We start from the raw sequence: 24,698 nt of genomic DNA on the forward strand, positions 1-24,698 counted from the left end.
CGCGGGCGTCCCTATGCTGCCGGGCCTCATGCTCCGCACCGTTCTGCCGTCCCTCATCGCCGCCCTCGCTCTCGCCGCCCCGTCCGCCGCCGGCGCCCAGGCGCCCACGTCGGTTCCCGTCCAGACCGTCGCCGTCAACGGCGCCACGCTCGGCTACCGCGTCCTGAACCCCGACGCGAAGGGCCGCCCGCTGGTGCTCATCTGCGGCTACGGCTTCACGATGTCGGAGTGGGACCCGTCGTTCGTCGAGCGCCTCGCCCAGGGACGCACGGTCGTGCTGTTCGACAACCGCGGGATCGGGACGTCGAGCGGCCCGGTCAAGGGCCTGACGATCCAGACCATGGCCGACGACACCGCCGGCCTCATCCGGGCGCTGAAGCTCGGGCGCCCGGACGTGCTCGGCTGGTCGATGGGCGGCTACGTCGCCCAGGAGCTCGCGCTCGATTCGCCGCGCCTGGTGCGCCGGCTGATCCTGGCCTCGACCGACCCCGGCTCGCCGCGGGCCAAGGAGCCGAGCTCGAACGTCGTGGCGACGCTGACGAACCCGGACCTCACGCCGAGCGACCTGCTGCCGGTGCTGTTCCCGAGCGATCAGCAGGCGGCCGGCCAGGCGTGGCTGGCGGCGGTGGGCGCGCAGCCGAACCTCACCGCGGCGGACTTCAACACCCCCGGCGACACGATGAACGAGCAGGAGCTCGCCAACGCCCAGCGCTGGTACGGGCGCGGTCAGGGGACCTACGCGCGGCTGCCGAAGCTGCGGGCGCGCACGCTCATCGGGTACGGCACGCAGGACGTGATCGTGCCGCCCGGCAATGCGAAGCTCCTCGCCCGCCGGATCCCGCACCGGACGCTGATGCGGGTGCCTGATGCCGGCCACGCGTTCCTCTTCCAGCAGCCGGCGGCCAAGGCCGCGGCGTTCGACCGCTTCCTGGATCGCCGATGACGGCGGCCGTCGCCGTCAGGCGCCCGGCCGCCGGCCTCGCGGCGGTCCTCACCGCGGTCCTGCTCGCGCTGGCCGGCTGTGGCGGCGACGAGTCCGTCAAGGAGGGCAACGCCTACGTCGCCAAGGTCAACAAGGCGCAGACGACGTTCGCGCAGACCATCCGGCGCATCAACCGCCAGGTCACGGCGAAATCGACCGCCGCCCAGGACCGCGCGACGCTGGGCGACTACATCAAGGCGGTCGACGGGGTCGTGGCCCGCCTGCGGGCGATCAAGCCGCCCGAGGGCGTCGCACCGCTGCACCAGCGGCTGGTGAGGAGCATCGACCACTACGGGCGCGAGGTGGAATCGGCGGCGAACTCGCTCGAGGATCCCACCGCGGACCGCCTGCTGGAGGCGCAGCAGACGCTCCTGGACGCCACGGAGACCGTGACGCGCCAGATCAACGGCACGATCGCCGACATCAACACGAAGCTGCGCAGCTGACGCGTCAGGACAGCCGCGCCGACGGCGGCGATCCGGCGCCGAACACCTCGTCGAGGACCTCATGCGTGGTCCGCATGCCCAGCTGGTCGCGCAGCCGGCGGTCGACGTCCATCCGCGACGCGCCGGCGACGGCCATCTCGACCGCGATCAGCTTCGCCGTGGCGGCGAGCGCCTCGGGCGGCTCGCCGGCGTCCGCGGACGGGTGATCAGACGGCGCGGGCGGCCGGGGGCGCGCGCGCAGCGGGGTGTCGGCCGGCGGCGCCGTGACGGCGGGCGGCGGCGGGGCCGCGGGGGGTGGCGGCGGCGCGCTGCGACCGGCGGCGTCGACGCGCCGGGTGAGCTCGTCGAGCGTGACCGACAGCTCGTCCAGCCGCCGGCGGGCGGCCTCCGCGGCGTGCATGACCTGGTCGACGATCGCCAGCAGCTGCCCCGGCGCCGTGGCCGGAATCGGTGCGCTCTGCACCGATCGCGACCAGTCCTGACGCGGCGCCTGCGGTTTGGGCGGTGGCGGCGCGGTGCCGGGCGGATCTGCCGCGGGCGGGGCGGCGGCCGGCTGCCCGCCTCGGGGCGGCGCGGACTCTGCGGCGGCCGCGCGCTCGGCCGCCTCGAGGATCGCGCGCGCCCGCATCGACAGATCCTCGGTCACGGCTCGATGCTACCCCGGCTGAACCGCACGGCCTCCAGGAAGACCTCCCAGTCCGTGGACAGCGGCGCCATCCTCCCGGAGAGCTCGGCGAGGTCTTCGAGGCCCGCATCGGTCTCCCGGCCCCAGTCCAGGACGACCGGCACCCACAGCGCCGCCCCGAGCTCCTCGAGGCGCCGCACGGCCGCGAGCACCTCGGCCGCGGTGCCGTGCAGCGGGGAGTACGCCGGCATCCACACCGCCTCCCCGCGCCACAGCGGGCCGTCGTGGTAGCCGAAGGTGCCGACGCTCTCCCGCCGTCCGCCGATCACGCTGTAGCGCTTGGCGAGCTCGGGCCACTGCCGCCACCCGAAGCGCCCCCATGGCGGCACGAGCACGTCGGGCCGGATCGCCGCGGCGGCGAGCTCCTCGGCGGCGAGGTCCAGCCGCTCGGCCAGCGCCTCGTTGCGCAGCCCCGCGAGCTCGCTGCGCCGCCGCGCGGCACCGCGCCGCGTCCGGTGGTCGAGCCCGCCCGCTCCGAACGCCACGCCGTCGCGGCGCAGCTCGGCAAGCTGCTCGAGCTCCCCGTCGTCCAGCGGGCGCCAGTCCTGACCGCGCGGGTCCAGCGGCCGGCGCGAGACCCGCGGGGCCACCGGGGTGAGGTAGTTCACCCCGGCCGACGCGAGGACGTCGTGGACGGAGCGGAAGCGCTCGGTGCCGTAGCGGCCAGGTTCGTCGGCGGCCAGCGGGTGCGGGAACGCGTCGACGCGGACGACGAGGCGGGGCGGCCCGGAGGCGGCGTCGCCCAGCACCGTCCGGCGCGCGCGCATCATCTGCTCAACGGTCTCGGTCTCGTAGCGGAGCGCGCCGCGGCGCATGAGCGAGCCCTGGTAGCGGCGGCTGAGCGCGGACGGCACCCGCTTGGATTGGGCGGCCGCCCGCACCTCCGCGCGGGCGAGGTCGGCCATCCGCACGGTTCCCGTCTCGAGCTCGGGGGCGAACAGCAGCCGCCGGCTGCGCTCGCTGTCCTGGTCGGCGGCCATCGCCCTATTGTGGAGGGCCGTGTCGCCGTTCTGGATCTACACGCAGGTCGCGATCGTGATCTTCGTGATCGCGGGCATCGTCATCGGCGCGGTCAAGCTGCTCACGTGAGGGCCACCTTCGCGGTCGTGGCGATGGCGCTGCTCGCCGTCGTCGCCGTCGCGGATGCTCGGGCGGCCCAGCCGCGCGTCGTCGCCGCGTACGCGTACTTCCATCCGGCCGGCGGCAAGCTGGCCAAGCGCATGCTGGGCACCGTGGAGCTCGTGTTTCGCACCAGCCGGCGCATCGGCTACACGACGTCCGGGCAGCTCGAGATGGGGACCAGCATCGGCGGCCAGGCGGCGGTCGCCTACACGATCTCCCGCCGCGATCGCTGCTACGGGTCCGCCGCGGTGGTCGAGCGCGACGGCACCATCTCGGCAGCACCCGGCCGCAACACGCCGGTGGCGCTGGGGTGGCCGGTACGGGTGCACATCGGCTCGAACGTGGAGTGGCTCGACCGCCGGTTCGTCATCGGGCCGGAGCGGGGCACCTCGCGCTGGGGCCGCGCGCTGGGCTGCCGGCCCGAGCGCCGGCCCTCGCACCAGGGGGCCCACCAGCAGAGCTAGGCCGCGCGGAGCCCGGCGGGCAGTTGACGCTCGCCCACGAGCGCCGCCGGCACGTCGCGCGTCAGCCACTCGGCGCGATCGCCGAAGCCCGCCGCGTCGATCTCCGCCCGCAGGCCCGGAGCCCGGCGGGTGGTGTCGTGGGCATCGGACGCGACGACGTGGACGAGCCCGCGGTGGACGAAGTCGCGCGCGACGCGCTGGACCGGCGCGCCGAAGCGGCCGACGAGCGCGCCGGCCGTGACCTGCACCAGCGCGCCGGCGGCGACGAGCCCCGTCAGCACGGCGGGGTCGCCCTGGAACGCCGGGCTGCGCTCCGGATGGGCGATGAGCAGGCGGTGGCCGCGGCGCTGGAGGCGGCGGAAGTCGGCGGCGGTGTCCTCGCCGGCGCGCAGCGGCGCCTCGACGAGCTTCCACGGGCCGCCGGCGAGCGCCAGGGCGTCGAGGGCCGGGTCGTCGAGCTCGACCGCGCGGGCCAGGCCGATCTCGGCCCCCCGCGAGACGCGCAGCGGGATCGCCTCGGCGGCGAGCGCCAGTTCGAGCTCCGCGACCGCCAGCGCGATGCCCGGCGCGTCGTTCGGCATCGAGCACGTGACGTGGGGCGTCGCGACCACGCGGCGCACCCCTGCGTCGGCGTGGGCGCGGGCCATCGCGAGGGAGGCGTCGAGGTCGGCGGGCCCGTCGTCGAGTCCGGCCAGGATGTGGCAGTGCAGGTCGATCACGCGTCTATATGATCGCCGCGTCCTGGCGCAACCGTAGGGAGAGGATCGCGATGTTCAGGTCGATCGTGGTGGGCACCGACGGTTCGGAGACCGCTTCGGAGGCGGTGCGCCAGGCGGTGGAGCTGGCCAAGCAGATCGGGGCGCGCATCCAGCTCGTCAGCGCGTACGAGCCGGTGTCGCGGGCGCGGCTGCGCGACGAGAAGAGCGAGACCCCCGCCGACCTGCAGTGGATGGTCAACCCGCGCGAGGACGTCGACGCGACGCTCGCCGAGGCGTCGGAGACGGTCCAGGGCGCCGGCGTCGACGTGGAGACGTACGCGCGCCAGGGCGACCCGGCCGACGCGATCCTCGACGTCGCCGAGGAGAGCGGCGCGGACCTCATCGTGGTCGGCAACAAGGGCATGACCGGCGCCAAGCGCTTCCTGCTCGGCTCGGTGCCCAACAAGGTCAGCCACCACGCGCCCTGCTCGGTGCTGATCATCCGGACGACGTAGCCGGGTCGGCAGCCGCGGGCGGAGGGGATGGCGCGGGCGGCGGCGCAGGGGGCGCAGGCGGCGCGGTCGCCGCGTTGGCGTTGATGAGCCCTGCGCCATAGTGACGGTCCACTCCGGGCGCGCCGAGGTCGCGCGCCGTGGCCTTCAGCCGGGCCTCGATCGCGTCCGGCGTCGGATTCGCGCCCAGCACGCCGCTGGCGATGATCAGCGCGGCGACGCCGGACACGTGCGGCACCGCCATCGACGTGCCCTCGTAGCCGGAGGGCAGGCCGAACGTGCGCGGGCTGCGGCCGACGAACGTCATCTGGTAGATGTCGCGGCCCGGCGGGTCGAGCGGCCGGCAGTTCGGGTCGCCCGGCAGGTCGGCGTCCGCGCCGCCGCCCGGCGCGACGATGTCCAGGCCCGGGCCCTCGTTGGAGAAGTCCGAGATGCACCCGTGCTCGGTCGTCGCCCCGACCGAGACGACGTGCGCCGCCCGGGCCGGGTAGGCGATCGAGGTGCCCGCCTCGTTGCCGGACGCCCCGACGATGAAGACGCCCTTGCGGTGCGCGTAGCGGATCGCGGCGAGCAGGCGGGGGATCTCCTTGGCGCGGACCTCGGTGCCGAACTCGAGCGACAGGTTGATGATGGCGGCGCCGTGGTCGGCGGCGTAGCGGACGCCGCGCGCGATCTCGCGGGCGTCGCCTTCGCCGTTGGCGTCGAGCACGCGGACGGGCATGATCACCGCGTTGTAGGCGATGCCCACGAGGGCGATGGCGTTGTTCGTCCGTTCGGCGATCGTGCTGGCGACGTGCGTGCCGTGGCCGTTGTGATCCTCGGGATAGCGATCGTCGTCGACGAAGTCGTAGCCGCGCGTGAAGCGCGTGCCGACCAGGTCCGGCGAGATGCGGTAGCGGCCGCGGTTCGCGTAGGCGACGCCGGTGTCGAGCACCGCGACGACCACGTTGTCGGCGCCCGGGTGGCCCGCCGCGGCGACGTTCTGCCAGGCGCCCGGGGCGTCGATGCCGAAGCCGGCGCCGAGGAAGTTCCACTGCAGCTCCTGCCAGCCGCCCGGGACGTTGGTGCGGCCGGGGTCGTTCGGCGTCGCGACGAGCGGCGTGGTGGGCTCCTGGGCGATGTGCGCGACCGGGCCGCGGGCCGTGGCCGGCGCGGCGAGGCCGAGCGCGACGGCGAGGGCGGCGAGGAGCGGGAGGGCGGCGGTGCGCAGACGAGGCATGATGGCGGGGCAGATGATGGCTGACCGCTTCTTCGCGAAGGACGATCACTTCATGGGCCTCGCCCTGCGCGAGGCCCGACGGGCACTCCAACACGACGACGTGCCGATCGGCGCGGTGGTCGTGCACGACGGCGAGATCATCGGCGCTGGGCACAACGAACGCGAGCTGCGCCAGGACCCGACCGCGCACGCGGAGGTGCTGGCGCTGCGGGAGGCCGCGCGGGCGGTCGGCTCGTGGCGGGTGCTCGACTCTGTGCTGTACGTGACGCTCGAGCCGTGCGCGATGTGCGCAGGGGCGATCGTCCTGGCCCGCGTGCCGCGGGTCGTCTACGGCTGCACCGATCCGAAGGCCGGGGCGGCGGGCTCCGTGCTCGACGTGCTCGGCGAGCCGCGGCTCAACCACCGGCCGGTCGTCTCCGGCGGCCTGCGTGCCGACGAGTGCGCGACGGTCCTGCGCGAGTTCTTCGCCGACCGGCGTGGTCGCTGAACCGGCGCGGCTGGTCCGCCGCGGGCCGATCGTGCGGCATACGATGGCGCCCATGTTCACCTCGATCGTCCTTCGCGTGCTGGCGTTCGCCGCGTTCGCCGGCTTCGGCATCGCCTGGGCGGCGACCCACGACGAGAGCCTGGCGATCATGTGGGTCGTGTCGTTCGCCGCGATCGTCCTGCTCACGGTCTGGGACGCGATCCCGCAGGAGGACCGCGCGGTGCTCGGATCCTGGGAGCGCGTCCCGGGCTTCTCGAAGAACCCGGACGACTATCGCTGAGCGCGGCGCCGGCGGCGGGCGAACCCGCCGCCGGGTCCGGTCCTGGGAGTCTGTTGATCTTCATCCGGCGCCGCGGACGCGTTCGCTCGCGCGGCGGGGGAGGTTCAACAGGCTCCTAGTGCTCGTACTTGAACGAGATGTCGAGCCGCACGCGGTAGCTCACGACGCCGCCCTCGTCGATCGTCAGGTCCTGGCGCACGACCTCCGCGATCCGCAGGTCGCGCACCGTCTGGCTGGCCGTCTCGACCGCCGAGCGGGCCGCCGCCTCCCACGACTCGCTGCTCACGCCGATGACCTCGGTGACGCGGTAGACGCTGTCGGCCATGCTGCCTCCTTGGGACAGGGTGGGACGGACGTCGCGAGTGTCCCACATCGTCAGCGCAGGCGGACGGCGGGCGCCCCCGGGGTGTCGAAGGTCACGTCGGCGTTCAGGCGCCCGCCGACGTGGACGCGCGGAGTACGGCCCAGGGTGCCGGAGACGGGCGCGCCGCGGATGAGCTCGTCACGGTGCAGGACGAGCGCGCCCCGGCCGCGGCGCTCGATCCACCCGCCGCGCAGGCCGCCGAACCGACGGCTGGTGCCGGCGGCCGAGGTGGCGTCGGCGATCGTCAACCGTGCGACGCGCCGCGCCAGGGCCCGCCGCGAGCCGGTCATGTCGCCCAGGCGGCGCGGGACGGCGAGCGCCTCGGGCCGCGGATTGCCGACGCAGGGGCGCACGAGCGGCCGGTCGCGGAAGAAGCGGCGCACGATGCGGGCGGTGCAGCGGACGCCGGTCACGACGCTGTGGCCGGCGTGGGGGACGACGACCAGCTGGGCGGTGGACGATCGCGCCGCTTCCTCGCGGGCCCCTGGCACCGGGGTGGACATGTCCCAGGCGCCGTTGAGGAGGAGCGTGGGCACGGCGGGCAGCGGGCCGGGCTCCGGCGGCGGCGCGACCGTCGTGGCCGGCCAGCGCTCGCACGTGTCGGCGAGGCCGTTGTGCGCGGACGTGAACCGGTCGAACGGCGCGAAGCTCGAGGCGGGGAGCGGATCGAGGGTGGCGCTCACCGACGCCGCGCGCGTCGCCGGATCGCTCGCCGGACCGCCCCACGGGGTGGCGAGGTCCGCGCACAGCGTCGCGGTATGCAGGCCCCAGCTGAGCTCTTGCGCGGGTACGGCGGGGTTCGCGCGGCGGGCCAGCTTGACGAGGCGCAGCAGCAGGTCCGGATCGCCGTCGTTCGCCTGCGCCAGCGCGGCGGGCGCGAACGCGAAGAGGTCCGGGCGGAAGCTCGTCCAGGTCGTCGCGACGTCGAAGAGGCCCGGTCCGTCGACGGAGATCCGAGTCCGCGTGCGCGGGCCCGTGCGCACCGCGCCGGAGAGGGGCCGCTCGTTGGCCCGGCGGACGACCGCGGCCAGGTCCGCGACCGGGTCCGAGGTGATCCGCCGGCACGCGCCCGCGGCGCACAGGGCGCGCAGGTCGTGGCCCGCCCGCCGCAGGCTGTCGCGCACGAAGATGTCGACGTCCTGCTGCGGGACCACCGAGTCGAGCACCAGCCGGCTGACGCGGTCGGGGTGCGCGCGGGCGTAGCGCTCGGCCAGGTAGGTCCCGTACGAGACGCCGAGGACGTCGACTCGGTCGGCGCCCAGCGCGGCCCGCACGGCCTCCAGGTCCTCCACCGAGTCGGTGGTCGAGTAGAACGCCCGGGCCGCGCCGAGGCGCGCACCGCACGCTTCGACGGTACCGGGCGGCGGGACGGTGAAGTCGGTCAGGGCCAGCCGCTGCAACGACGGGCAGCGCACGGCGGTCGCGCCCGTCCCGCGCTGGTCGAAGACGGCGACCCGGCGTCCGGTCATCGGACCCAGGAACCCCGCCAACACCGGCCCGACGCCGACCATGCCCTGGCCGGGGCCGCCGCCGAGCGCGATGAGGATCGGGCCTCGGCCGCGCTCCACGAGCACCGGCAGCGCCAGCGTGCCCGGCGTGGCGCCGGAGCGGTCGAGCGGCACCGTCACCGACAGGCAGCGAAAGGTCGCGGGACAGCGCTCGCCCGCCGCACGGGCAGGCGCCACCGACCACGCGAAGACCGCCACCACCAGCGCGACTCCGACTGCCCATGACCGCCGACCCATCGCCGGGACGGTACCCGCCGAGGCGGTTGGCTACCGTGTATGCGCCTCACGGAGGGGTGCCGGAGTGGTTGAACGGGGCGGTCTCGAAAACCGTTGTGCGGGTAACCCCTGTACCGAGGGTTCGAATCCCTCCCCCTCCGCCTACGAGACGCGCGAAACGCCCTGAACAAGGGCGTTTCGTCAGTTTCTGGGCGCCTATCGGCGCGAGGATGCCCAGGCGGTCAGGCAGCAGTTGCGTTGACGGATGACTGCTCGTGCCGCTATTTGCCCGAGATCGGCGGGTGGCGCGCGCAGCGGTCGATCGCCTCCTGGCGGCCGACGAGCAGCCCAGCCTGCGGGCCGCCGAGGAGCTTGTCGGCGGAGAACGCCACGAGATCGGCGCCGGCGCGCACCGAGCGGCGCACCGGCGGTTCGCCGGCCAGCTGCGGCAGGTCCTCGGCGAGGGCGCCGGAGCCGACGTCGTCGACGACCGCCACGCCCAGGTTGCAGAGCTCCTCGATGGCGGCCTCCCAAGCCGCACCGTCGCGCTATCGACGCGGCGCTCCGCGCTCACTACCGTCCGCGTCCATGTCCAATGCCGAGACGAACAAGGCGCTCGTCGAGCGCTTCCGGGTCGAGTGGCTCAACAACCACGACCTGGAGGCCTTCCACGATGTCTGCCACGCGGACATCGCATTCCACTGGGGCGTGATGGGCGACGGGCAGGGAATCGACGGCCTCCGGGCGCTCGAGGAGCGAGCCCGCGCGGGCTTTCCCGACCTCGCCGTCCACTCCGATTGGCTCGACGCCGGCGAGCAACACGTCGTGCGGCGCTCGCGTGTGACCGGCACCCACAAGGGCGAGTGGTTCGGCGTCCCGCCGACGGGACGCGCTTGCGAATGGACCTGCATGGAGGCCTATCGGATCGTCGACGGCAGGATCGCCGAACAGTGGCTCAACGAGGACTGGGCATTCGTGCTTCAGCAGATCGGAGGCCTGCCGGCGGCGTGAGCGGGCGCCGGCCGCCCCAGGCCGACGGCGTGCCTCAACAGCACGACGACACGGTCGTCTCCAGCGACCGCCACATCTACGTCGCCACGTGTGCGGCCCCAGGGGCTATCGCCCGCGGCGGATCGTCCTGGCCTCCAGCGCAAGCCACGCTGTCACGACCGCAGCTCGGCGGCGCGCGCTACTGGCGCGGGGCGACCGACGCCGCCGCGCGCCGGGCGATCAGCCGACGAGGTGGAACTCGAAGGAGTACTTCGTTCCGTTCTCCAGCGAGTGCAGCTTCATGAAGCCGCGTGCGTTGCGGTAACGGCCGGTCCCACCCGTGACGGCCAGCGTGCTGTCGCCGGCGTCGAGGAACGGACCTTCGACCGTGATCTGGCCGTCGGCGAGGAGCGTCGTCCAGTTGCACTCAAACGAGGTGCCGACCACGACGCGGATGCAGAAGCCCTGGTCCGTGCCGACTTTGCGCGCGTCGGTGCGGTCGAAGACCTCGTTGGCGAACGTCAGGATGTCGCCGGCGCTGTCGCCCGCGGCGCCCGTATCCGTCGTGGCGTCGGTGGTGGCATGCTCGATCACGGTGAGCACGCGTCCCTGCTTCTTGCCGCCCCGTCCGCCTGCCGCCCATACGGCGACCGGGGCCGCCAGTGCCACGGTGAGGGCCAGCGACACAACCATCAAAGCAGCCCGTCTCATGACGTGCCTCCTCGATCGGGTACCTGCGTGTCGTACCAGTTGGATGGGCCGCCGTCGAGGCCTTGGCCGCGCTGCTCGCCAGGGATCCATCCATGCCAGGCGCTCCCGCGCGCTCGCCGCGGCGTCGGACCTCGAGGGCACGATCACCGCCAACGCCGAGTTCGGCAGCGTGCGGTTCGGTTTCGCTCGAACACCCGAAACGGCTTTGAAGACCGGACGGGCCACCGGGCGCCGTCGCCCCCCGGGCAGTTCGTCACCGGGACCGCGACTACCCGAAGCCCTACCCTGCCGAGCATGGCTCCGAGCGAAGTCGCTGCAAACGAAGCACATTTGCAAGCCGCTTGATCTGCCTCGAAAACCGCGCGACGAACTGCAATCGTCGACCGCCGCCTTGCAGCGGCTCAGTGGCTGACGCGACCAGGCGCCGCGCTGAGGCCCGTCGCGTCTCCCGGCTCGGGCAGCAGCAGCGCGACGGTGAAGGACGAGGCGGCCGCGAGATCGACGTCGAAGACCACGGTCGACGCCGCCGCGGGCACCGCGACAGGCACGTAGTCGATGGCCAACGGAGCGACGTGTCCCCGGCGGTCGTCACCGGCGGCGAGCGGCCAGGCGTCGCGTTTCTCGAGCCGCTCGTGCTCCAGACGAAACGGCTCGTCGGCGAACTCCGCGAATTCCGCGGTGAGGGTCGCCAGAGCGAACCGCACCGGCCGCTGGAGCACAGCTGACGGCAGCTACGACGGCCAGTGCCGAGACGATCACGCGTCGACTGACGCGATCAGCTGCAGAGGCCCACGCGCGAATCGCACACGGCAGCGGCTGCTGCGAGTGCGAACCGACCCGAGCATGCCATCGCCGGTCGTGGCGGCCCCGCGGGAAGGTGATCCGCTCCAATGGCTCCCGCGGTCTGAGATTGAAGGCGGCAAGCGCGTATTGCGTACCCGACAGGTGGCACACTCGCGGGCGCAGCTTCAGCAGCGGGCCTTTGAGGTCCGCCGACGAGAGAGGCCGGTGCTCAGCCGTTGTCGTTCTGGTGGTGCCGCGGATCCAAACTCTGGGCGGAGCGGTGATGTCGCAATTCCGCTAGACGTCCGCCGCCCCATGGGTCACGCTGGCAGGCGTGACCGAGGACTTCGACCGCTGCTACCGGGCCATCCGCTCGCGCGATCCGCGCTTCGACGGCTGGTTCATCACCGCGGTCACGTCGACCGGGATCTACTGCCGCCCGAGCTGCCCCGCGATGACCCCGAAGCGGGAGAACGTGCGCTTCTACCCGTCGGCGGCGGCCGCCCAGCAGGCCGGCTTCCGGGCGTGCAAGCGCTGCCGCCCGGACGCTGCGCCGGGCTCGCCGGAGTGGGACGGGCGGGCGGACGTCGTCGCGCGGGCCATGCGCATGATCGCCGACGGCGTCGTCGACCGTGACGGCGTCCCCGGCCTCGCGGCGCAGCTCGGCTACAGCGTGCGCCAGCTCCAGCGGCTGCTGCTCGCCGAGGTCGGCGCGGGGCCGATCGCGGTCGCCCGCGCCCAGCGCGCCCAGACCGCACGGGTGCTGATCGAGACCACGGCGCTGTCGATGACCGACGTCGCGTTCGCCTCCGGCTTCGCCAGCATCCGCCAGTTCAACGACACGGTACGGGCGGTCTTCGCGTCGTCGCCCACCGATCTGCGCCGCAGGGCCGCCGCGCGCGACGGCACGACGCCCGCGCCCGGGGCGATCGCCGTGCGGCTGCCGTTTCGCCGGCCGCTGTGCCCGGACAACCTCTTCGGCCATCTCGCCGCGACCGCGGTGCCCGGCGTCGAGGAGGTCCGCGGCGCGACCTATCGCCGTACGCTGCGGCTGACCCACGGCGCGGGGATCGTGGAGCTCACGCCGGCCGCCGACCATGTGGCGTGCCGCCTGATGCTCGCCGACCTGCGCGACCTCGCCGCGGCGATCTCGCGCTCGCGCTGGCTGCTCGACCTCGATGCCGACCCGGTCGCCGTCGACGAGCAGCTCGCGACCGACCCGGCGCTCGCGCCGATCGTGCGCGCCGCGCCCGGCCGCCGGGTACCGCGCTGCGCCGACGGTCCCGAGCTCGCCGTGCGGGCGGTCCTGGGCCAGCAGATCTCGACCGCCGCGGCGCGGACCTACGCCGCGCGGCTCGTTACCGCGATCGGCGAGCCGGTGGAGGACCGCGGCGGCGGGCTGACGCACCTCTTCCCGGCCCCCGAGGCATTGCGCGAGGTGCCCGTCGCGATGCCGGCGAGCCGGCGGCGCACCCTGGCGGCGCTCCTCGACGCGCTGGCCGGCGGGCGCCTCGATCTCGGCCCCGGCTGCGACCGCGAGGCCGCGCTCGACACGCTCGGCCGGCTGCCCGGCTTCGGCCCGTGGACGATCGGCACGATCGCGATGCGCGCGCTCGGCGATCCCGACGCGTTCGTCGCCGGCGATCTCGGCGTGCGGCGGGCCGCCGAGGCCCTCGGGCTGCCGGCCACCCCCGGCGCCCTCACCGCCCGCTCGGCCGCGTGGCGGCCATGGCGCGCGTACGCCGTGCAGTACCTGTGGTCGACCGGCGATCACGAGATCAACCGCTGGCCGGCCACATCGATCCAAGAGGCCGCATGACCCAGATGACGACGGCGACGATCGACAGCCCGATCGGGCCGCTGAGCCTGACCGCCCGCGACGGGGCGCTGACGCACGTGCACATGCACGAGCAGCGCCACGCCGCGGCGCCGGCGCCCGACGCGCTGCGCGACGACGCCGCGTTCCCGGAGGCGGTGCGCCAGTTCGCCGAGTACTTCGCGGGCGAGCGGACCGCGTTCGACCTGGCGCTCGCGCCCGGGGGGACGCCGTTCCAGCTGCGGGTCTGGGAGGCGCTGCGGGAGATCCCCTACGGCGAGACGATCAGCTACGGCGAGCTCGCCCGCCGGGTCGGCAGCCCCGGCGCGTTCCGGGCCGTCGGCCTGGCGAACGGCCGCAATCCGCTGGCGATCGTCGTCCCCTGCCACCGGGTGATCGGCGCCGACGGCGGGCTCACGGGCTATGGCGGCGGGCTGGAACGCAAGCGCTGGCTGCTGGCGCACGAGGCCGCGCACCGGCCGGCGCCGGTGGACGGGCAGCTCCAGCTGCAGTGAGCCTCATCCAGGTGCGCACCGAGGCGTCCGTCGTGGCACTCGCAGCGGGTCTCGAGGCGCGGGTCCTGATCACGCTCGGCCGGCGCCGCTTCGGCGCGGTGCGCCCGTCACACGTCGACGCATTCGAGATCCTGCCTTCAGGGTCGGCTCAGTCGAGGAAGATGTCGGTCTGCAGCGCGCTCGGGTCGTCGCCGTACCCGTAGCCCGACAGGTCGGTGATGCCCTCCTCGGCGAGCACCTCGTCGTCGATGTAGAAGTTGCCGCTCGCCTGGCGGCTGTCGCGCATGAGGATCGCGTGCGCGGCGTCGGCCATGATCTCCGGCTTGCGCGAGCGGGCCATGGCCGCGTCGCCGCCGAGCAGGTTCTGGACCGCGGCGGTGGCGATGAGCGTCCGCGGCCACAGCGAGTTGACCGCGATCCCGTCGCCTCGCAGCTCCTCGGCCAGCCCAAGCGTTGTGAGGCTCATCCCGTACTTCGCCATCGTGTAGGCGAGGCTCGCGCCCGCCCACCGCGGGTTGAGGTTGATCGGCGGCGACAGGGTGAGGATGTGCGCGTTGCTTGCCTTGCGCAGATGCGGCAGCGCGAGCTTCGACAGCAGATACGTGCCGCGCGCGTTGATGTCCTGCATGAGGTCATAGCGCTTCATGTCCATCTCGGACGTGTTGCGCAGGTCGATCGCGCTGGCGTTGTTGACGACCACGTCGATGCCGCCGAACGTCTCTGCGGTCTGCGCGACCGCCGCGGCGACGGACTCGTCGTCGCGCACGTCGCCGACGATCGGGAGCGCCTTGCCGCCGGCCTGCTCGATCTCCTCGGCGGCGGTGAAGACGGTGCCCTCGAGCTTGGGGTGCGGCTCGGCCGTCTTGGCCAGCAGCGCGACGTTGGCGCCGTCGCGGGCGGCGCGCAGGGCGATCGCCAGCCCGATGCCGCGGCTGCCGCCGCTCATGATCAGCGTCTTGCCTGAGAGGTCGCTCATCGCGCGAGCGTATTGGTCGGTCTGGCCCGCCGTCGCTGGCGGCTGTGTCACCGTTTGGAGGATGCCCGGCCGCAACCGCGTCACGCCGATGGGCGACATCGTGGCGATCCCGCTGCACGGCGCCTGGACCGGCAACCGCGGCCGCTTGCACCGCGAGCGCGAGATCGTCCGCTTCCATGCCGGGGACCTGTGGATCACGTGCGCGCTGGAGTTCAAGGACCGCCGCAACGAGCAGTGGCGCCCGGACGGCTTCACCTGGCTGTACTTCTACGACGAGGCGGTGGCGTTCGCCGCCGGCCACCGGCCCTGTGGCGAGTGCCGCCGTGCCGCCTACGTGAACTACCAGCAGGCTTGGGCCGACGGCCTCGGCGGCGCGTTGCCCGGCGCGCCGGAGATGAACCGCCGCCTGCACGGCGAGCGGATCGTGCGCGGGACACACCGCCGCCGCCTGCACGAGCTGGCGTGGCCGGAGCTGCCTGACGGCACGTTCGTCCGGGCCGGTGATCGCGCCGCGCTCGTCCGCGGCGCCGAGCTCGTCGAGTGGACGACCGAGGGCTACGGCGCGCGCCGCCGGCGTCCGCGGCAGGGGACCGCCACCGTGATCACCCCGCCCGCGAGCGTCGCCGTGCTGCGCGCCGGCTACCCAATTCAGGTCGACCAATCCGCACGCGGGCTCCGATAAGGTCCCGTCGTGGACATGATTGTCAACAATCGTGACGACGACGGCTACGTCCGCCTGCGCGACGAGATCGTCACCGGTCGCCTTCAGCCCAACGAGCGCCTGGTCGAGCTCGACCTCAGCGAGCGCCTCGGGGTCGGCCGCGCCGCGATCCGCACCGCGCTCGTCCGGCTCGAGTCCGAGGGCCTCGTCGAGCGCGAGCGCCACCGCGGCGCGAAGGTGCGCCTCGTCGACGAGCACGAGGCGGTCGAGATCCTCGAGGCGCGCGCCATGCTCGAGGGGCTGGCCGCGCGGCACGCCGCCCGCCGCGCGACGCCCGAGGACGTCGCCGGGCTGCGCGAGATCCTCGCCGGGATGCGGACGCGGCTCGACGCCGGCGACCTGCTCGGCGCTTCGGACCAGAACGCCGTCCTGCACCGCCGCATCCTGCAGATCAGCGGCCACGCCACCGCGCAGCGGCTGATCTCGACCATGCGCTCGCAGCTCGTGCGCTTCCAGTTCCGCACCATCCTCGTGCCCGGCCGGCCCGAGCGGTCGTTCGCCGAGCACACGGCGATCGTCGGCGCGCTGGAGGCCGGCGACGGCGATGCCGCCGAGGCGGCCATGCGCCTCCACCTGTCCCACGTCGCCCAGACCCTGTCCGCCTCACCCGAGTAGAGGAGAGCCCAGCATGCCCGCCCGCACCACGCCGCCGTTCCGCGCCGACCACGTCGGCAGCCTGCTGCGTCCGAAGTGGCTGCTGCAGGCGCGCGACGACCACAAGGCCGGGCGCATCGACGACGACGAGCTGCGGGGCAAGGAGGGCGAGGCGATCCTGGAGGCGATCGCCATGCAGCGCGACGTAGGCCTACTGAGCGCCACCGACGGCGAGTTCCGCCGCACGTCGTGGCACATGGACTTCATCTACTCGCTCGCCGGCGTCTCGCAGGTCGAGGGCGAGTCGATCCACGTGCAGTTCCGCAACGAGGAGGGCGAGTACGACTACGCGCCCCCGGCGATGCACGTCGACGGGCGCATCGGCCTGCGCGAGACGATCTTCGGCGACGCGTTCCGCTTCCTGCGCGACAACGTCGACGAGCGCATCATGCCGAAGCTGACGATCCCCTCGCCGTCGATGGTCCACTACCGCGGCGGCAACTCGTCGATCGACCAGTCCGTGTACCCGGACGTCGAGCAGTTCTGGAGCGACCTGGCCAGCGCCTACCACGACGAGATGCAGGCCGTCTACGACCTCGGCTGTCGCTACCTGCAGCTCGACGACACGTCGCTGGCCTACGTCAACGACCCGAAGCAGCGCGAGCACATCGCCGAGATCGGCGGGGATCCCGAGCACCTGCATGAGCAGTACATCGCGAACTTCAACCGCGCGATCGAGGGCCGTCCGGACGACCTCACGATCACGACGCACCTGTGCCGCGGCAACAACCAGTCGATGTGGGCCGCGGAGGGCGGCTACGACTTCGTCGCGGAGGCGCTGTTCGGCGACCTCAACGTCGACGGCTACTTCCTCGAGTTCGACGACGAGCGCTCCGGCGGCTTCGAGCCGCTGCGCTTCGTGCCCAAGGGCAAGGTCGTCGTGCTCGGCCTGGTGACGACCAAGCGCCCCGAGCTGGAGGACAAGGACATGCTCAAGCGGCGCATCGAGGCGGCGTCGAAGTTCGTGGACCTCGACCAGCTGTGCCTGTCGCCGCAGTGCGGGTTCTCGAGCACGTGGGAGGGCAACAAGCTCACGCACGACGACCAGAGGGCCAAGCTCGCGCTGATCGTCGAGACCGCGGCCGAGGTCTGGGGCTGAGGTGACCGTCGTCGGCATCCTCGGCCTGGGCGAGGCCGGCGGGCTGATCGCGGCCGACCTGCGCGCGGCGGGAGCGACGGTGCGCGGCTACGACCCGCTGCCCGCGACCCGACCGGACGCGGGCAGCGAGGCCGAGGCGGCGGCGGGGGCCGACGTCGTGCTGAGCCTGACGACCGCGGCGCATGCGCGGGAGGCCGCCGAGGCGGCCGCCGGCGCGCTGCGGCCCGGCCAGCTCTACGCCGACCTCAACACCTCGGGCGCCGCGCTCAAGCAGGAGCTCGCGACGCTCGTGGCGCCGACCGGCGCCGCGTTCGCCGACGTGGCGCTCATGGCGCCGGTGCCGGACCACGGGCTGCGCACGCCGGCGCTCGCGTCCGGGCCCGGTGCCGAAGCGTTCTCGGCCGCGCTCGGGGCGCTCGGCATGCCGGTCGAGACGGTGGGCGCGCGGCCGGGCGACGCCGCCCAGCGCAAGCTGCTGCGCAGCGTCCTGTGGAAGGGGATGGCGGCGGTCGTCACCGAGGCGCTCGCCGCCGCGCGCGCCGCGGGCGAGGAGGCGTGGATGCGCGAGCAGATCGTCTCGGTCTTCGAGTCGGCCGACGGCGCGCTCGCCGCGCACATGGAGACGGGCAGCATCCGGCACGCGCAGCGCCGGATGCGCGAGATGGAGGAAGCGGCGGCGATGCTCGATGAGCTCGGCGTCCGACCGCGCGTGGCCGAGGCGGCCGCCGCCTGGCTGCAGGAGCTGCAACGTGGCTGATCACCCGGAGCCCAGCGACCGCGCGCGTGAGCTGGTGCGCGGCGCGGTCGACTACCACGTCCACATCGCGCCGGACTTCGTCGACCGGCGCATCACCGACGTCGGCCTGGCCCGCCGCTGTCTGGAGACCGGGCAGGCCGGGTTCGGCCTGAAGTCGCACTACACGTCGACCGCCGAGCGCGCCCAGGTCGTCGCCGAGGCGGTGCCGGGCGTCACGGTGCTCGGGACCATCACCCTGAACCGCAGCATCGGCGGGCTCAACCCGCTCGCGGTGGAGATCGCGGCGCGGGAGGGGGCGCGCGTCGTGTGGTTTCCGACGGTCTCCTCGGTCAACGAGCAGCACGAGGTGCTGAAGGCAGATCCGAACGGCAAGGTGCCGGTCTGGGTGCGCTTCGAGCTGTCGCTGCGCGAGGCCGGGCTGGCGTGCGAGCCGGTGCCGGTGGTCGACGGGGCGGGCGCTCTGCTGCCGGAGGCGCGCGAGGTGCTCGGCGTCATCGCCCGCCACGAGATGGTCCTGTGCACCGGCCACCTCTCGCGCGACGAGATCTTCACGCTCGTCGACGGGGCGGTCGAGGCGGGCGTGCGCCAGATCGTCGTCACGCACCCGGAGTTCCCATCGCAGAACGTGTCGGCCGCCGACCAGGTCGCGCTGGCCGAGCGCGGCGCGCTGCTCGAGCGCTGCTTCACGACGACGTACACGGGCAAGGCGCCGTGGGAGCGCTTCTTCGAGGCGACCCGCGCGGTCGGCGCCGAGCGCACGCTGTGGTCGACCGACCTCGGCCAGAGGTTCAACCCGCCGGTCGAGGACGGCATGGCCCTGATGGCCGACCGCTTCCTCGAGGCCGGCTTCAGCGACGAGGAGGTCGCGACGATGGCGGTCACCAACACGCGGCGGATCGCGGGACTGGAGGCGCTCTGATGGCCCGTCGCATCCAGGTCATCGGCGCCCACTCGGCGGACTTCGTCTGGCGCGCCGGCGGGGCGATCGCGGCGTGCACCGCGGCCGGCGGCGAGGCCGAGGTCATCGCGCTGTCCTACGGCGAACGCGGGGAGTCCGGCGAGCTGTGGAAGCAGGAGGGGCAGACGGTCGAGAACGTCAAGGAGATCCGCCACGGCGAGGCCGAGCGCGCCGCGGACCATCTCGGCGCGAGCCTCCGCTGCCTCGACATGGGCGACTACCCGCTGCAGGTCGACGGCGACCGGCTGCTGGAGATCGCCGAGGTCATCCGCGCGTTCGCGCCCGACGTCCTCGTCACCCACACCGACACCGACCCGTTCAACCCGGACCATCCGATCGCGTACGGCGCGGTCGACCGGGCGCGCGGGCTCGCCGCGGGCGCCGGGGTCCGCAGCGCGTTCGCCACGATCAGGCCGCCCGCGCTGTTCCTGTTCGAGCCCCATCAGCCCGAGCTGTGCAACTTCACGCCGACGACGTTCGTCGACATCACCGCGGTCTTCGAGCGCAAGCAGGCGGCGATGGCCGAGATGCAGGCGCAGAGGTACCTGCAGACCTACTACGCCGAGCGCGCCGGCCACCGCGCCAACCACGCGCGCCGCGCGTCCGGTGACCAGGACGTGCGCCAGGCCGAGGCGTTCCAGCGGGTGATCCCGCAGGTGGTGAGCGAGCTGTGATGCCCTGCGGGCACTCACACACTGCGGCAACGACCCTGCGGGAGGTCTCATCGTGAGCAGCGACACGATCACGGAGCTCGCCCGGCTCGGCTCGGCCACCGTCTACGAGGCGGGCGGGCGGCGCGGCTACGTCGACCTCGACCTGCACCAGATCGTCCCCGGCTCCCGCGCCGCCGGGCCGGCGCGGACGGTGCGCTGCGGGCAGGGCGACAACCTGATGGTGCACGCCGCGATGGCCGCGCTGGCGCCCGGCGACGTGCTCGTGCTCACGATGCCCGAGCCGGCGCCGGTCGCGCTCGTCGGCGACCTGCTCGCCACGCAGGCTCAGGTCCGCGGCGCGGCCGCGGTGCTCGTCGATGCCGCGGTGCGCGACGTCGAGGAGCTGCGCGAGATGGGCCTCCCGATCTGGGCGCGGTGGGTGCGCGTCCACGGTGCGGCGAAGGACGTCTCGGGCGCGCTCGACGTGCCGGTCGCCGTCGGCGGGGCGACGATCCGTCCCGGCGACGTGCTCGTGCTCGACGCCGACGGCGTCGCGGTGGTCGAGGCCGAGCGCGTCGACGAGGTGCTCGCGGCCTCGCAGGAGCGCGAGCGCAAGGAGGCGGTCAAGCGCGCCAAGCTGCAGGCGGGCGCCCTGTCCTACGAGCTCGACGGTCTGCGCGAGCGGGTGGAGGGAGCGGCCCCATGATGGACATCGCCCACCTGGGCCCGGCGGAGCTGCTGACGCCGGCGTTCGACGAGAGCCTGCGGTTCTTCGTCGACGTGATGGGGATGGAGGTCGAGGCGCAGCAGGGCGGCTCGGCGTACCTGCGCGCGTGGGGCGACTACCAGCGCCACTCGCTCAAGCTCACCGCCTCGGAGACGTCGGGGCTGGCGGTGCTCGGCCTGCGGGCCAGCAGCCCCGAGGCGCTCGAGCGCCGCGTCGCGCTGGTCGAGGCGACCGGGCTCGGCGCGGGCTGGCACGACGGCGACGTCGGGCGCGGGCCGTCCTACCGCTTCCGCGACCCGGACGGCCACGCCTTCGACCTCTACTACGAGACCGAGCGCTACTCGCCGCCCGAGCACCTGCGGCCGTCGCTGAAGAACCAGCCGCAGCGCTACACCGGCCGCGGCTGCGCGGTCAAGCGCCTCGACCACTGCAACGTGCTGGCGGAGGACGTGCGCGCGAACCGCATGTTCGCGACCGAGGCCCTCGGCTACCGCCTCTACGAGCGCATCGAGCTCGACGACGGCACGGAGGCCGGTGCGTGGATGAGCGTGACGATCGCCGCCCACGAGCTGATCTACACCGCCGACGCGTACGGCGCCCGCGGCCGTCTGCACCACCTCGCGTTCTGGGTGGACACGCGCGAGGAGTGCCTGCGCGCCGCCGACATCTTCCTCGACAACGACGTCCACATCGAGGCGGCCCCGTCGAAGCACGCGATCGCGCAGGGGTTCTTCCTCTACGGCTACGAGCCGGGCGGCAACCGCATCGAGGTGACCACCGGCGGCTACCTGCAGTACGACCCCGACCCGGTCACGGTCGTGTGGACCGAGGAGGAGCGGCGGCTCGGGCAGGCCTGGCGGGTCAAGACGGTCGAGACGTTCCACACGTACGGCACGCCGCCGGTCGCCGGCACCTAGGACTGGCTGGTCGAGGCGGGCGGCAGCTGGGTCTGGCTCGGGGTCTGGCTCGGGGCCTGCGCCGACGACGCGTCGCCGCTCGACGTGCTCGTGTCGCCGCTGGTCTGCGCGGGCGAGGCCGTGCTCGGCGAGGCCAGCGACTCGCCGCTGCGCACGGTGGCGTAGACGACGCCCCACAGCGCGATGAACACGGCGACGCTCAGGGCGACGACGACGCGGCGCACGCGGCGCACGCGGGCGCGGCGGTCAGGCGGGGTAGGAGGTGAAGATGCGCTCGGGGGCACGGATGGGCTCCTTCGTTCGATCGACGGGACGGGGGGCGGGCAGCGGCGGGGACGACCGCCGGCGGGTCATGCGGACCGCCAGCAGGCCGCCGGCCGGCCCGACGACGAGCGCGACCATGACCAGGAACCACGCGCGCCCGGCGTCGCTGCCCTCGCCGAGCGAGTGGACGACGCCCAGCACCCAGGCGAGCGCGGTGAAACGGTGCAGGCTGCGCCAGCGGGCGGTGCCGATCCGCCGCCGCGCGTAGTAGGACAGGCCGAGCAGCGCCAGTGCCCAGGCGCCGACGATCCCCGCCGCGGTCCACCAGCGGTGGTAGTTGGAGTGCAGCGGGATCGCGATGTCGGCGAGCGACGGGCGCAGGTAGCTGTCACCGAGCAGCGAGAGGCCGTGGACGGCGAGCGCGACGAGCGTCGCCAGCGACAGGACCTCGTGCAGCGAGCGCAGGTCCTGCGCGCGGCGGCCCCGGATCAGGCGGCCGCCCATGAGCAGCCCGGCGGACACGGCGAGGCTGGCGAGCAGCAGCGCGGTGATGCCCGCGGCGCGGCTCGTGATCCAGAAGAGGTGGTGGTCGGCGGTCATCGCGCCACCAGGTGGGGCCGGCCGTCGGCGGTCACGAACAGCCCGCCGTCGGGCAGGTGCTCCGCCGCGTGGTCGGGCCCGGCGAGCAGCGCCGCCTTGGCCCGGACCTCGGCCACGACGCCGCGGTCGGCGAGCGCCGTCACCTGCACGATGCCGGTGTCGGCCGGCGCGCCCGTCCGCGGGTCGACGAGGTGGTGGCCGCCGGCCCAGCGCCGGCGGGTCACGCCGCTCGTCGCCACGGCACCGCGGGCGAGGTGGAAGCGGTGCACGACGCGCTCGTCGTCGAACGGGTCGCCGACGTCGACGGGCCGCAGCAGGCCGGCGGCGCCGCCGAGGCGCAGGTCGCCCGCGCAGTCGACGGCCCACGAGGCGCAGCGCGCGAGGGTGCCGGCCATGCGGTCGGCGGCCAGGCCCTTGCCGAGCCCGCCGCTGTCGAGCCGGACCCCGGCCGGCCGCACGACCTCGTCGCCGCGCACGCCGACCAGCCGCCACTCGCCGGGCAGCGGCGAGGCGGGGCGGTCGCGGCGCAGGCGCTCGACGCGGGCGGGGTCGAAGTGCTCGCGGTAGCCGGCCGCCTCGACCGCGGCGAGGCACGTCGCGTCGACGAGCCCGCCGGACGCGTCGCCCGCCCAGCGCACAGCGGCGGCGAAGGTCCGCAGGAGATCGCTCGCCGGCACCGCGCCGCGCGGGTCGGCGTTCAGGCGCGACAGCTCGCTGCCGGGCTCGAAGCGGGTCAGGCGCCGGTGGGCGTCCTCGGCGATCGCGCGGGCGCCGGCCAGCGCGCAGGCGACGGCGAGGCGGTCGTCGCCGCCGGCGGACACGCCGACCGTCGTGCCGAAGCACGCGAAGCGGCGGCGCTGCTCGGCGATGGTCGCCGGCGCCGCGGCCCGGCTGACGGTGGCTGACGTGGACATGCCAGACAGGCTGCGCCCGCACGCTCAACAGAGCATGTGGCGACCCTGGGAGATTGCTGGGCGTCGCATCCGACCTCCGACATGCGCCGGCGCCGGCACGCCGCGCGCCTGGGCGTCTACGCGGACTGCCGCGACGGCTCTTCCGGGCTCGGCTGCTGGGTGCGCAGCGGGCGCTCCTCGAGCATCAGCGCGCAGGCGACCCCGGCCACGGCGATGATCGCGGTGACCAGGAAGACGGGCTGCAGCGCGGACGCGAGCGCGTCGTGCGTGCGCTCGCTCAGCTCGGGGGCCACGCGGCCGCCCTGCAGAAGCCGGTTCGTGTCGACGCGCAGCGCCGCGTTGCCCAGCCGGTCGGTGAGCTCGGCCGCGAGCCGGTTGCTCAGCAGCGCGCCGAGCCCGGCCACCGCGAGGCTGCCCGCGAGCGAGCGGAAGAAGACGAGCGCCGCCGTGGCGGTCCCGAGCTGGGGGACGGGGACCGCGTTCTGCGTCGCCACCACGTAGGCCTGGACGCTCAGCCCCATGCCGATGCCCGCGATGGTGAGGAAGACGACGGCGAGGGCGTGGCTCGTGTCGCTGTCGAGCTGCGTCAGGAGGCTGACGCCGGCCAGGACGCAGATGGCGCCGGCGATCGGGAACGGCTTGTAGCGGCCCGTCCGCGACATCGCGTTGCCGGTCAGGGACGCCGCGGTGACCCACCCGACCGAGAACCCCATCAGCACGAGCCCGGAGATCGTCGCCGAGTCGCCGAGCACGCCCTGCAGGTAGACGGGGACGTAGATCGACACCGAGAACAGGACCGCGCCGAACACCGCGTTCGCGCCCGTGGACACGGCGAACACGCGGTTGCGAAACAGGGAGAGCGGCAGGATCGGCTCCGACGCGCGGTGCTCGATCGCCAGGAACAGGCCCACCCCGGCGATGCCCGCGATCGCCGCGCCGACGACCTCCGGCGACCCCCACGGGTACGTCGTCCCGCCCCACACCGACGCGAGCAGGATGCACGTGATCGCCACGCCGAGCACGATCGCGCCGGCGTAGTCGATCTTGTGCTCCCGGCGCTGCTGCGGCACGTGCATCGTCCGCACGACGACGACGAGCGCCAACAGGCCCAGCGGCAGGTTGATGAGGAAGATCCAGCGCCAGGAGACGACGTCGGTGAGCGCGCCGCCGACCAGCGGCCCGGCGACCGCGGCGATGCCCCACATGCTCGTGAGGTAGCCCTGGTAGCGGGGGCGCTCGCGGGGCGGGAACAGATCGGCGATCGTCGTCTGGGCCAGGGGGATCAGGCCCCCGGCGCCGAGCCCCTGCAGCGCCCGGAACGCGATCAGCTGGCCCATGGTCTGGGCCAGGCCGCACAGCAGCGAGCCGACGATGAAGAGGGAGATCGCGATGACGAACAGCCGGCGGCGGCCGTAGAGGTCCGACAGCTTGCCGTACAGCGGGATCGTCACCGTCGAGGCCACGAGGTACGCGGAGACGACCCACGACAGGTGGTTGAAGCCCTCGAGGTCCGTGACGATGCGCGGCAGCGCGGTGGCGACGATCGTCTGGTCCAGCGCCGCGAGGAGCGTGGCCAGCATGATCGCCCCGAAGGTGACCGCTCGACCCTTCACCGATCCGAGAGTATGGCGCCGCGTGGTGGGTAGCACACCCAGCCCCG

General features: G+C 73.9%; 31 protein-coding genes and 1 tRNA gene. 18 read left to right on the forward strand and 14 right to left on the reverse strand.

Annotated features, from left to right (window positions below):
* The first annotated feature begins 28 nt into the window (after positions 1–28).
* Together DSM104329_RS03505 and DSM104329_RS03510 are read left to right on the forward strand one after the other, a co-directional pair.
* Positions 29–943, forward strand: a complete 915-nt coding sequence (locus tag DSM104329_RS03505) for an alpha/beta fold hydrolase (RefSeq protein WP_259314011.1) — start codon at positions 29–31, stop codon at positions 941–943.
* Positions 940–1,428: a DUF7018 domain-containing (lipo)protein gene (locus DSM104329_RS03510; protein ID WP_259314012.1), complete on the forward strand. Its 489-nt coding sequence runs from the start codon at positions 940–942 to the stop codon at positions 1,426–1,428. Before DSM104329_RS03505 ends, DSM104329_RS03510 begins: the two co-directional genes overlap by 4 nt.
* Positions 1,429–1,432: 4 nt before the next feature.
* Here DSM104329_RS03510 and DSM104329_RS03515 read toward each other — a convergent pair whose 3' ends face one another.
* Together DSM104329_RS03515 and DSM104329_RS03520 are read right to left on the reverse strand one after the other, a co-directional pair.
* Positions 1,433–2,074 carry a hypothetical protein gene (locus tag DSM104329_RS03515; RefSeq protein WP_259314013.1) on the reverse strand — a complete coding sequence of 214 codons (642 nt, stop codon included), beginning with the start codon at positions 2,072–2,074 and terminating at the stop codon, positions 1,433–1,435.
* Positions 2,071–3,093 carry a hypothetical protein gene (locus tag DSM104329_RS03520; RefSeq protein WP_259314014.1) on the reverse strand — a complete coding sequence of 341 codons (1,023 nt, stop codon included), beginning with the start codon at positions 3,091–3,093 and terminating at the stop codon, positions 2,071–2,073. The genes DSM104329_RS03515 and DSM104329_RS03520 overlap by 4 nt, the downstream gene beginning before the upstream one ends.
* A gap of 105 nt (positions 3,094–3,198) precedes the next feature.
* Between DSM104329_RS03520 and DSM104329_RS03525 the strand changes: the two genes are divergently transcribed.
* Positions 3,199–3,699, forward strand: a complete 501-nt coding sequence (locus DSM104329_RS03525) for a hypothetical protein (RefSeq protein WP_259314015.1) — start codon at positions 3,199–3,201, stop codon at positions 3,697–3,699.
* Here the strand turns inward: DSM104329_RS03525 and DSM104329_RS03530 are convergent.
* Positions 3,696–4,418 carry a tyrosine-protein phosphatase gene (locus DSM104329_RS03530; RefSeq protein WP_259314016.1) on the reverse strand — a complete coding sequence of 241 codons (723 nt, stop codon included), beginning with the start codon at positions 4,416–4,418 and terminating at the stop codon, positions 3,696–3,698. The two genes, DSM104329_RS03525 and DSM104329_RS03530, sit on opposite strands and share 4 nt — an antisense overlap.
* 50 nt (positions 4,419–4,468) lie before the next feature.
* Between DSM104329_RS03530 and DSM104329_RS03535 the strand changes: the two genes are divergently transcribed.
* Entirely contained in the window at positions 4,469–4,912 is a 444-nt protein-coding gene (locus DSM104329_RS03535; RefSeq protein ID WP_259314017.1) for a universal stress protein, read from the forward strand.
* Here DSM104329_RS03535 and DSM104329_RS03540 read toward each other — a convergent pair.
* A complete protein-coding gene (locus DSM104329_RS03540; RefSeq protein WP_259314018.1) occupies positions 4,896–6,128 on the reverse strand; it encodes a S8 family serine peptidase in 1,233 nt (410 codons plus the stop codon). The genes DSM104329_RS03535 and DSM104329_RS03540 overlap by 17 nt on opposite strands.
* 16 nt (positions 6,129–6,144) lie before the next feature.
* On the opposite strand from DSM104329_RS03540, the gene tadA reads away from it, so the two are divergent.
* Both tadA and DSM104329_RS03550 read left to right on the forward strand, forming a co-directional pair.
* Complete coding sequence (gene tadA, locus DSM104329_RS03545) at positions 6,145–6,615, forward strand: tRNA adenosine(34) deaminase TadA (protein ID WP_407655893.1); 471 nt, start codon at positions 6,145–6,147, stop codon at positions 6,613–6,615.
* Between the two features lie 52 nt (positions 6,616–6,667).
* The gene (locus DSM104329_RS03550; protein WP_259314020.1) at positions 6,668–6,895 is read left to right on the forward strand and encodes a hypothetical protein; all 228 of its coding nucleotides are present in this window, start codon (positions 6,668–6,670) and stop codon (positions 6,893–6,895) included.
* 115 nt (positions 6,896–7,010) lie between these two features.
* Here DSM104329_RS03550 and DSM104329_RS03555 read toward each other — a convergent pair whose 3' ends face one another.
* Complete coding sequence (locus DSM104329_RS03555) at positions 7,011–7,220, reverse strand: dodecin family protein (RefSeq protein ID WP_259314021.1); 210 nt, start codon at positions 7,218–7,220, stop codon at positions 7,011–7,013.
* Positions 7,221–7,270: 50 nt separating this feature from the next.
* Positions 7,271–9,004, reverse strand: a complete 1,734-nt coding sequence (locus DSM104329_RS03560) for an alpha/beta hydrolase (protein ID WP_259314022.1) — start codon at positions 9,002–9,004, stop codon at positions 7,271–7,273.
* A gap of 50 nt (positions 9,005–9,054) precedes the next feature.
* Here DSM104329_RS03560 and DSM104329_RS03565 point away from each other — a divergent pair.
* A tRNA-Ser gene (locus DSM104329_RS03565) sits at positions 9,055–9,144 on the forward strand.
* A gap of 120 nt (positions 9,145–9,264) precedes the next feature.
* Here the strand turns inward: DSM104329_RS03565 and DSM104329_RS03570 are convergent.
* On the reverse strand, positions 9,265–9,480 hold the full coding sequence (locus DSM104329_RS03570) for a hypothetical protein (protein WP_259314023.1): 216 nt from the start codon (positions 9,478–9,480) through the stop codon (positions 9,265–9,267).
* A gap of 91 nt (positions 9,481–9,571) precedes the next feature.
* Between DSM104329_RS03570 and DSM104329_RS03575 the strand changes: the two genes are divergently transcribed.
* Positions 9,572–9,994 carry an ester cyclase gene (locus DSM104329_RS03575; RefSeq protein WP_259314024.1) on the forward strand — a complete coding sequence of 141 codons (423 nt, stop codon included), beginning with the start codon at positions 9,572–9,574 and terminating at the stop codon, positions 9,992–9,994.
* Positions 9,995–10,213: 219 nt separating this feature from the next.
* Here DSM104329_RS03575 and DSM104329_RS03580 read toward each other — a convergent pair whose 3' ends face one another.
* Both DSM104329_RS03580 and DSM104329_RS03585 read right to left on the reverse strand, forming a co-directional pair.
* The gene (locus tag DSM104329_RS03580) at positions 10,214–10,684 is read right to left on the reverse strand and encodes a dirigent protein (RefSeq protein WP_259314025.1); all 471 of its coding nucleotides are present in this window, start codon (positions 10,682–10,684) and stop codon (positions 10,214–10,216) included.
* Between the two features lie 401 nt (positions 10,685–11,085).
* On the reverse strand, positions 11,086–11,403 hold the full coding sequence (locus tag DSM104329_RS03585) for a hypothetical protein (RefSeq protein WP_259314026.1): 318 nt from the start codon (positions 11,401–11,403) through the stop codon (positions 11,086–11,088).
* Between the two features lie 398 nt (positions 11,404–11,801).
* Between DSM104329_RS03585 and DSM104329_RS03590 the strand changes: the two genes are divergently transcribed.
* Entirely contained in the window at positions 11,802–13,286 is a 1,485-nt protein-coding gene (locus DSM104329_RS03590; protein WP_259314027.1) for an AlkA N-terminal domain-containing protein, read from the forward strand.
* A complete protein-coding gene (locus tag DSM104329_RS03595; protein WP_326924477.1) occupies positions 13,283–13,798 on the forward strand; it encodes a methylated-DNA--[protein]-cysteine S-methyltransferase in 516 nt (171 codons plus the stop codon). Before DSM104329_RS03590 ends, DSM104329_RS03595 begins: the two co-directional genes overlap by 4 nt.
* Positions 13,799–13,946: 148 nt before the next feature.
* Here DSM104329_RS03595 and DSM104329_RS03600 read toward each other — a convergent pair whose 3' ends face one another.
* Complete coding sequence (locus DSM104329_RS03600) at positions 13,947–14,774, reverse strand: SDR family oxidoreductase (protein ID WP_259314028.1); 828 nt, start codon at positions 14,772–14,774, stop codon at positions 13,947–13,949.
* A 61-nt stretch (positions 14,775–14,835) separates the two neighbouring features.
* Between DSM104329_RS03600 and DSM104329_RS03605 the strand changes: the two genes are divergently transcribed.
* From DSM104329_RS03605 to DSM104329_RS03640, 8 genes are read left to right on the forward strand one after another with little or no spacing between them, the layout of a single operon-like run.
* Positions 14,836–15,456, forward strand: coding sequence for a hypothetical protein (locus DSM104329_RS03605; RefSeq protein WP_259314029.1), 621 nt, complete (start codon positions 14,836–14,838; stop codon positions 15,454–15,456).
* A gap of 15 nt (positions 15,457–15,471) precedes the next feature.
* Positions 15,472–16,110, forward strand: coding sequence for a GntR family transcriptional regulator (locus DSM104329_RS03610; protein WP_259316179.1), 639 nt, complete (start codon positions 15,472–15,474; stop codon positions 16,108–16,110).
* Between the two features lie 13 nt (positions 16,111–16,123).
* Complete coding sequence (locus tag DSM104329_RS03615; RefSeq protein WP_259314030.1) at positions 16,124–17,248, forward strand: 5-methyltetrahydropteroyltriglutamate--homocysteine S-methyltransferase; 1,125 nt, start codon at positions 16,124–16,126, stop codon at positions 17,246–17,248.
* A 1-nt stretch (position 17,249) separates the two neighbouring features.
* Positions 17,250–18,005, forward strand: a complete 756-nt coding sequence (locus tag DSM104329_RS03620; protein ID WP_259314031.1) for a DUF1932 domain-containing protein — start codon at positions 17,250–17,252, stop codon at positions 18,003–18,005.
* A complete protein-coding gene (locus DSM104329_RS03625) occupies positions 17,998–18,924 on the forward strand; it encodes a DUF6282 family protein (RefSeq protein ID WP_259314032.1) in 927 nt (308 codons plus the stop codon). The genes DSM104329_RS03620 and DSM104329_RS03625 overlap by 8 nt, the downstream gene beginning before the upstream one ends.
* Positions 18,924–19,637 (forward strand): PIG-L deacetylase family protein, encoded by a 714-nt coding sequence (locus DSM104329_RS03630; RefSeq protein ID WP_259314033.1) that lies wholly within the window; start codon positions 18,924–18,926, stop codon positions 19,635–19,637. The genes DSM104329_RS03625 and DSM104329_RS03630 overlap by 1 nt, the downstream gene beginning before the upstream one ends.
* A 52-nt stretch (positions 19,638–19,689) precedes the next feature.
* Positions 19,690–20,322, forward strand: coding sequence for a 4-carboxy-4-hydroxy-2-oxoadipate aldolase/oxaloacetate decarboxylase (locus DSM104329_RS03635; protein WP_259314034.1), 633 nt, complete (start codon positions 19,690–19,692; stop codon positions 20,320–20,322).
* Positions 20,319–21,260: a VOC family protein gene (locus DSM104329_RS03640; protein WP_259314035.1), complete on the forward strand. Its 942-nt coding sequence runs from the start codon at positions 20,319–20,321 to the stop codon at positions 21,258–21,260. The genes DSM104329_RS03635 and DSM104329_RS03640 overlap by 4 nt, the downstream gene beginning before the upstream one ends.
* Here the strand turns inward: DSM104329_RS03640 and DSM104329_RS03645 are convergent.
* The 4 genes from DSM104329_RS03645 to DSM104329_RS03660 all read right to left on the reverse strand — a co-directional run bounded on the left by DSM104329_RS03645 (position 21,257) and on the right by DSM104329_RS03660 (position 24,651).
* The gene (locus DSM104329_RS03645; protein ID WP_259314036.1) at positions 21,257–21,493 is read right to left on the reverse strand and encodes a hypothetical protein; all 237 of its coding nucleotides are present in this window, start codon (positions 21,491–21,493) and stop codon (positions 21,257–21,259) included. The two genes, DSM104329_RS03640 and DSM104329_RS03645, sit on opposite strands and share 4 nt — an antisense overlap.
* Positions 21,494–21,506: 13 nt before the next feature.
* The gene (locus DSM104329_RS03650; protein WP_259314037.1) at positions 21,507–22,124 is read right to left on the reverse strand and encodes a ferric reductase-like transmembrane domain-containing protein; all 618 of its coding nucleotides are present in this window, start codon (positions 22,122–22,124) and stop codon (positions 21,507–21,509) included.
* Positions 22,121–23,038, reverse strand: coding sequence for an FAD:protein FMN transferase (locus DSM104329_RS03655; protein WP_259314038.1), 918 nt, complete (start codon positions 23,036–23,038; stop codon positions 22,121–22,123). Before DSM104329_RS03655 ends, DSM104329_RS03650 begins: the two co-directional genes overlap by 4 nt.
* 116 nt (positions 23,039–23,154) lie before the next feature.
* Positions 23,155–24,651 carry an MDR family MFS transporter gene (locus DSM104329_RS03660; RefSeq protein WP_259314039.1) on the reverse strand — a complete coding sequence of 499 codons (1,497 nt, stop codon included), beginning with the start codon at positions 24,649–24,651 and terminating at the stop codon, positions 23,155–23,157.
* Positions 24,652–24,698: the final 47 nt, after the last annotated feature.

The organism is Capillimicrobium parvum (genome assembly GCF_021172045.1).
Lineage (GTDB): Bacteria > Actinomycetota > Thermoleophilia > Solirubrobacterales > Solirubrobacteraceae > Capillimicrobium > Capillimicrobium parvum.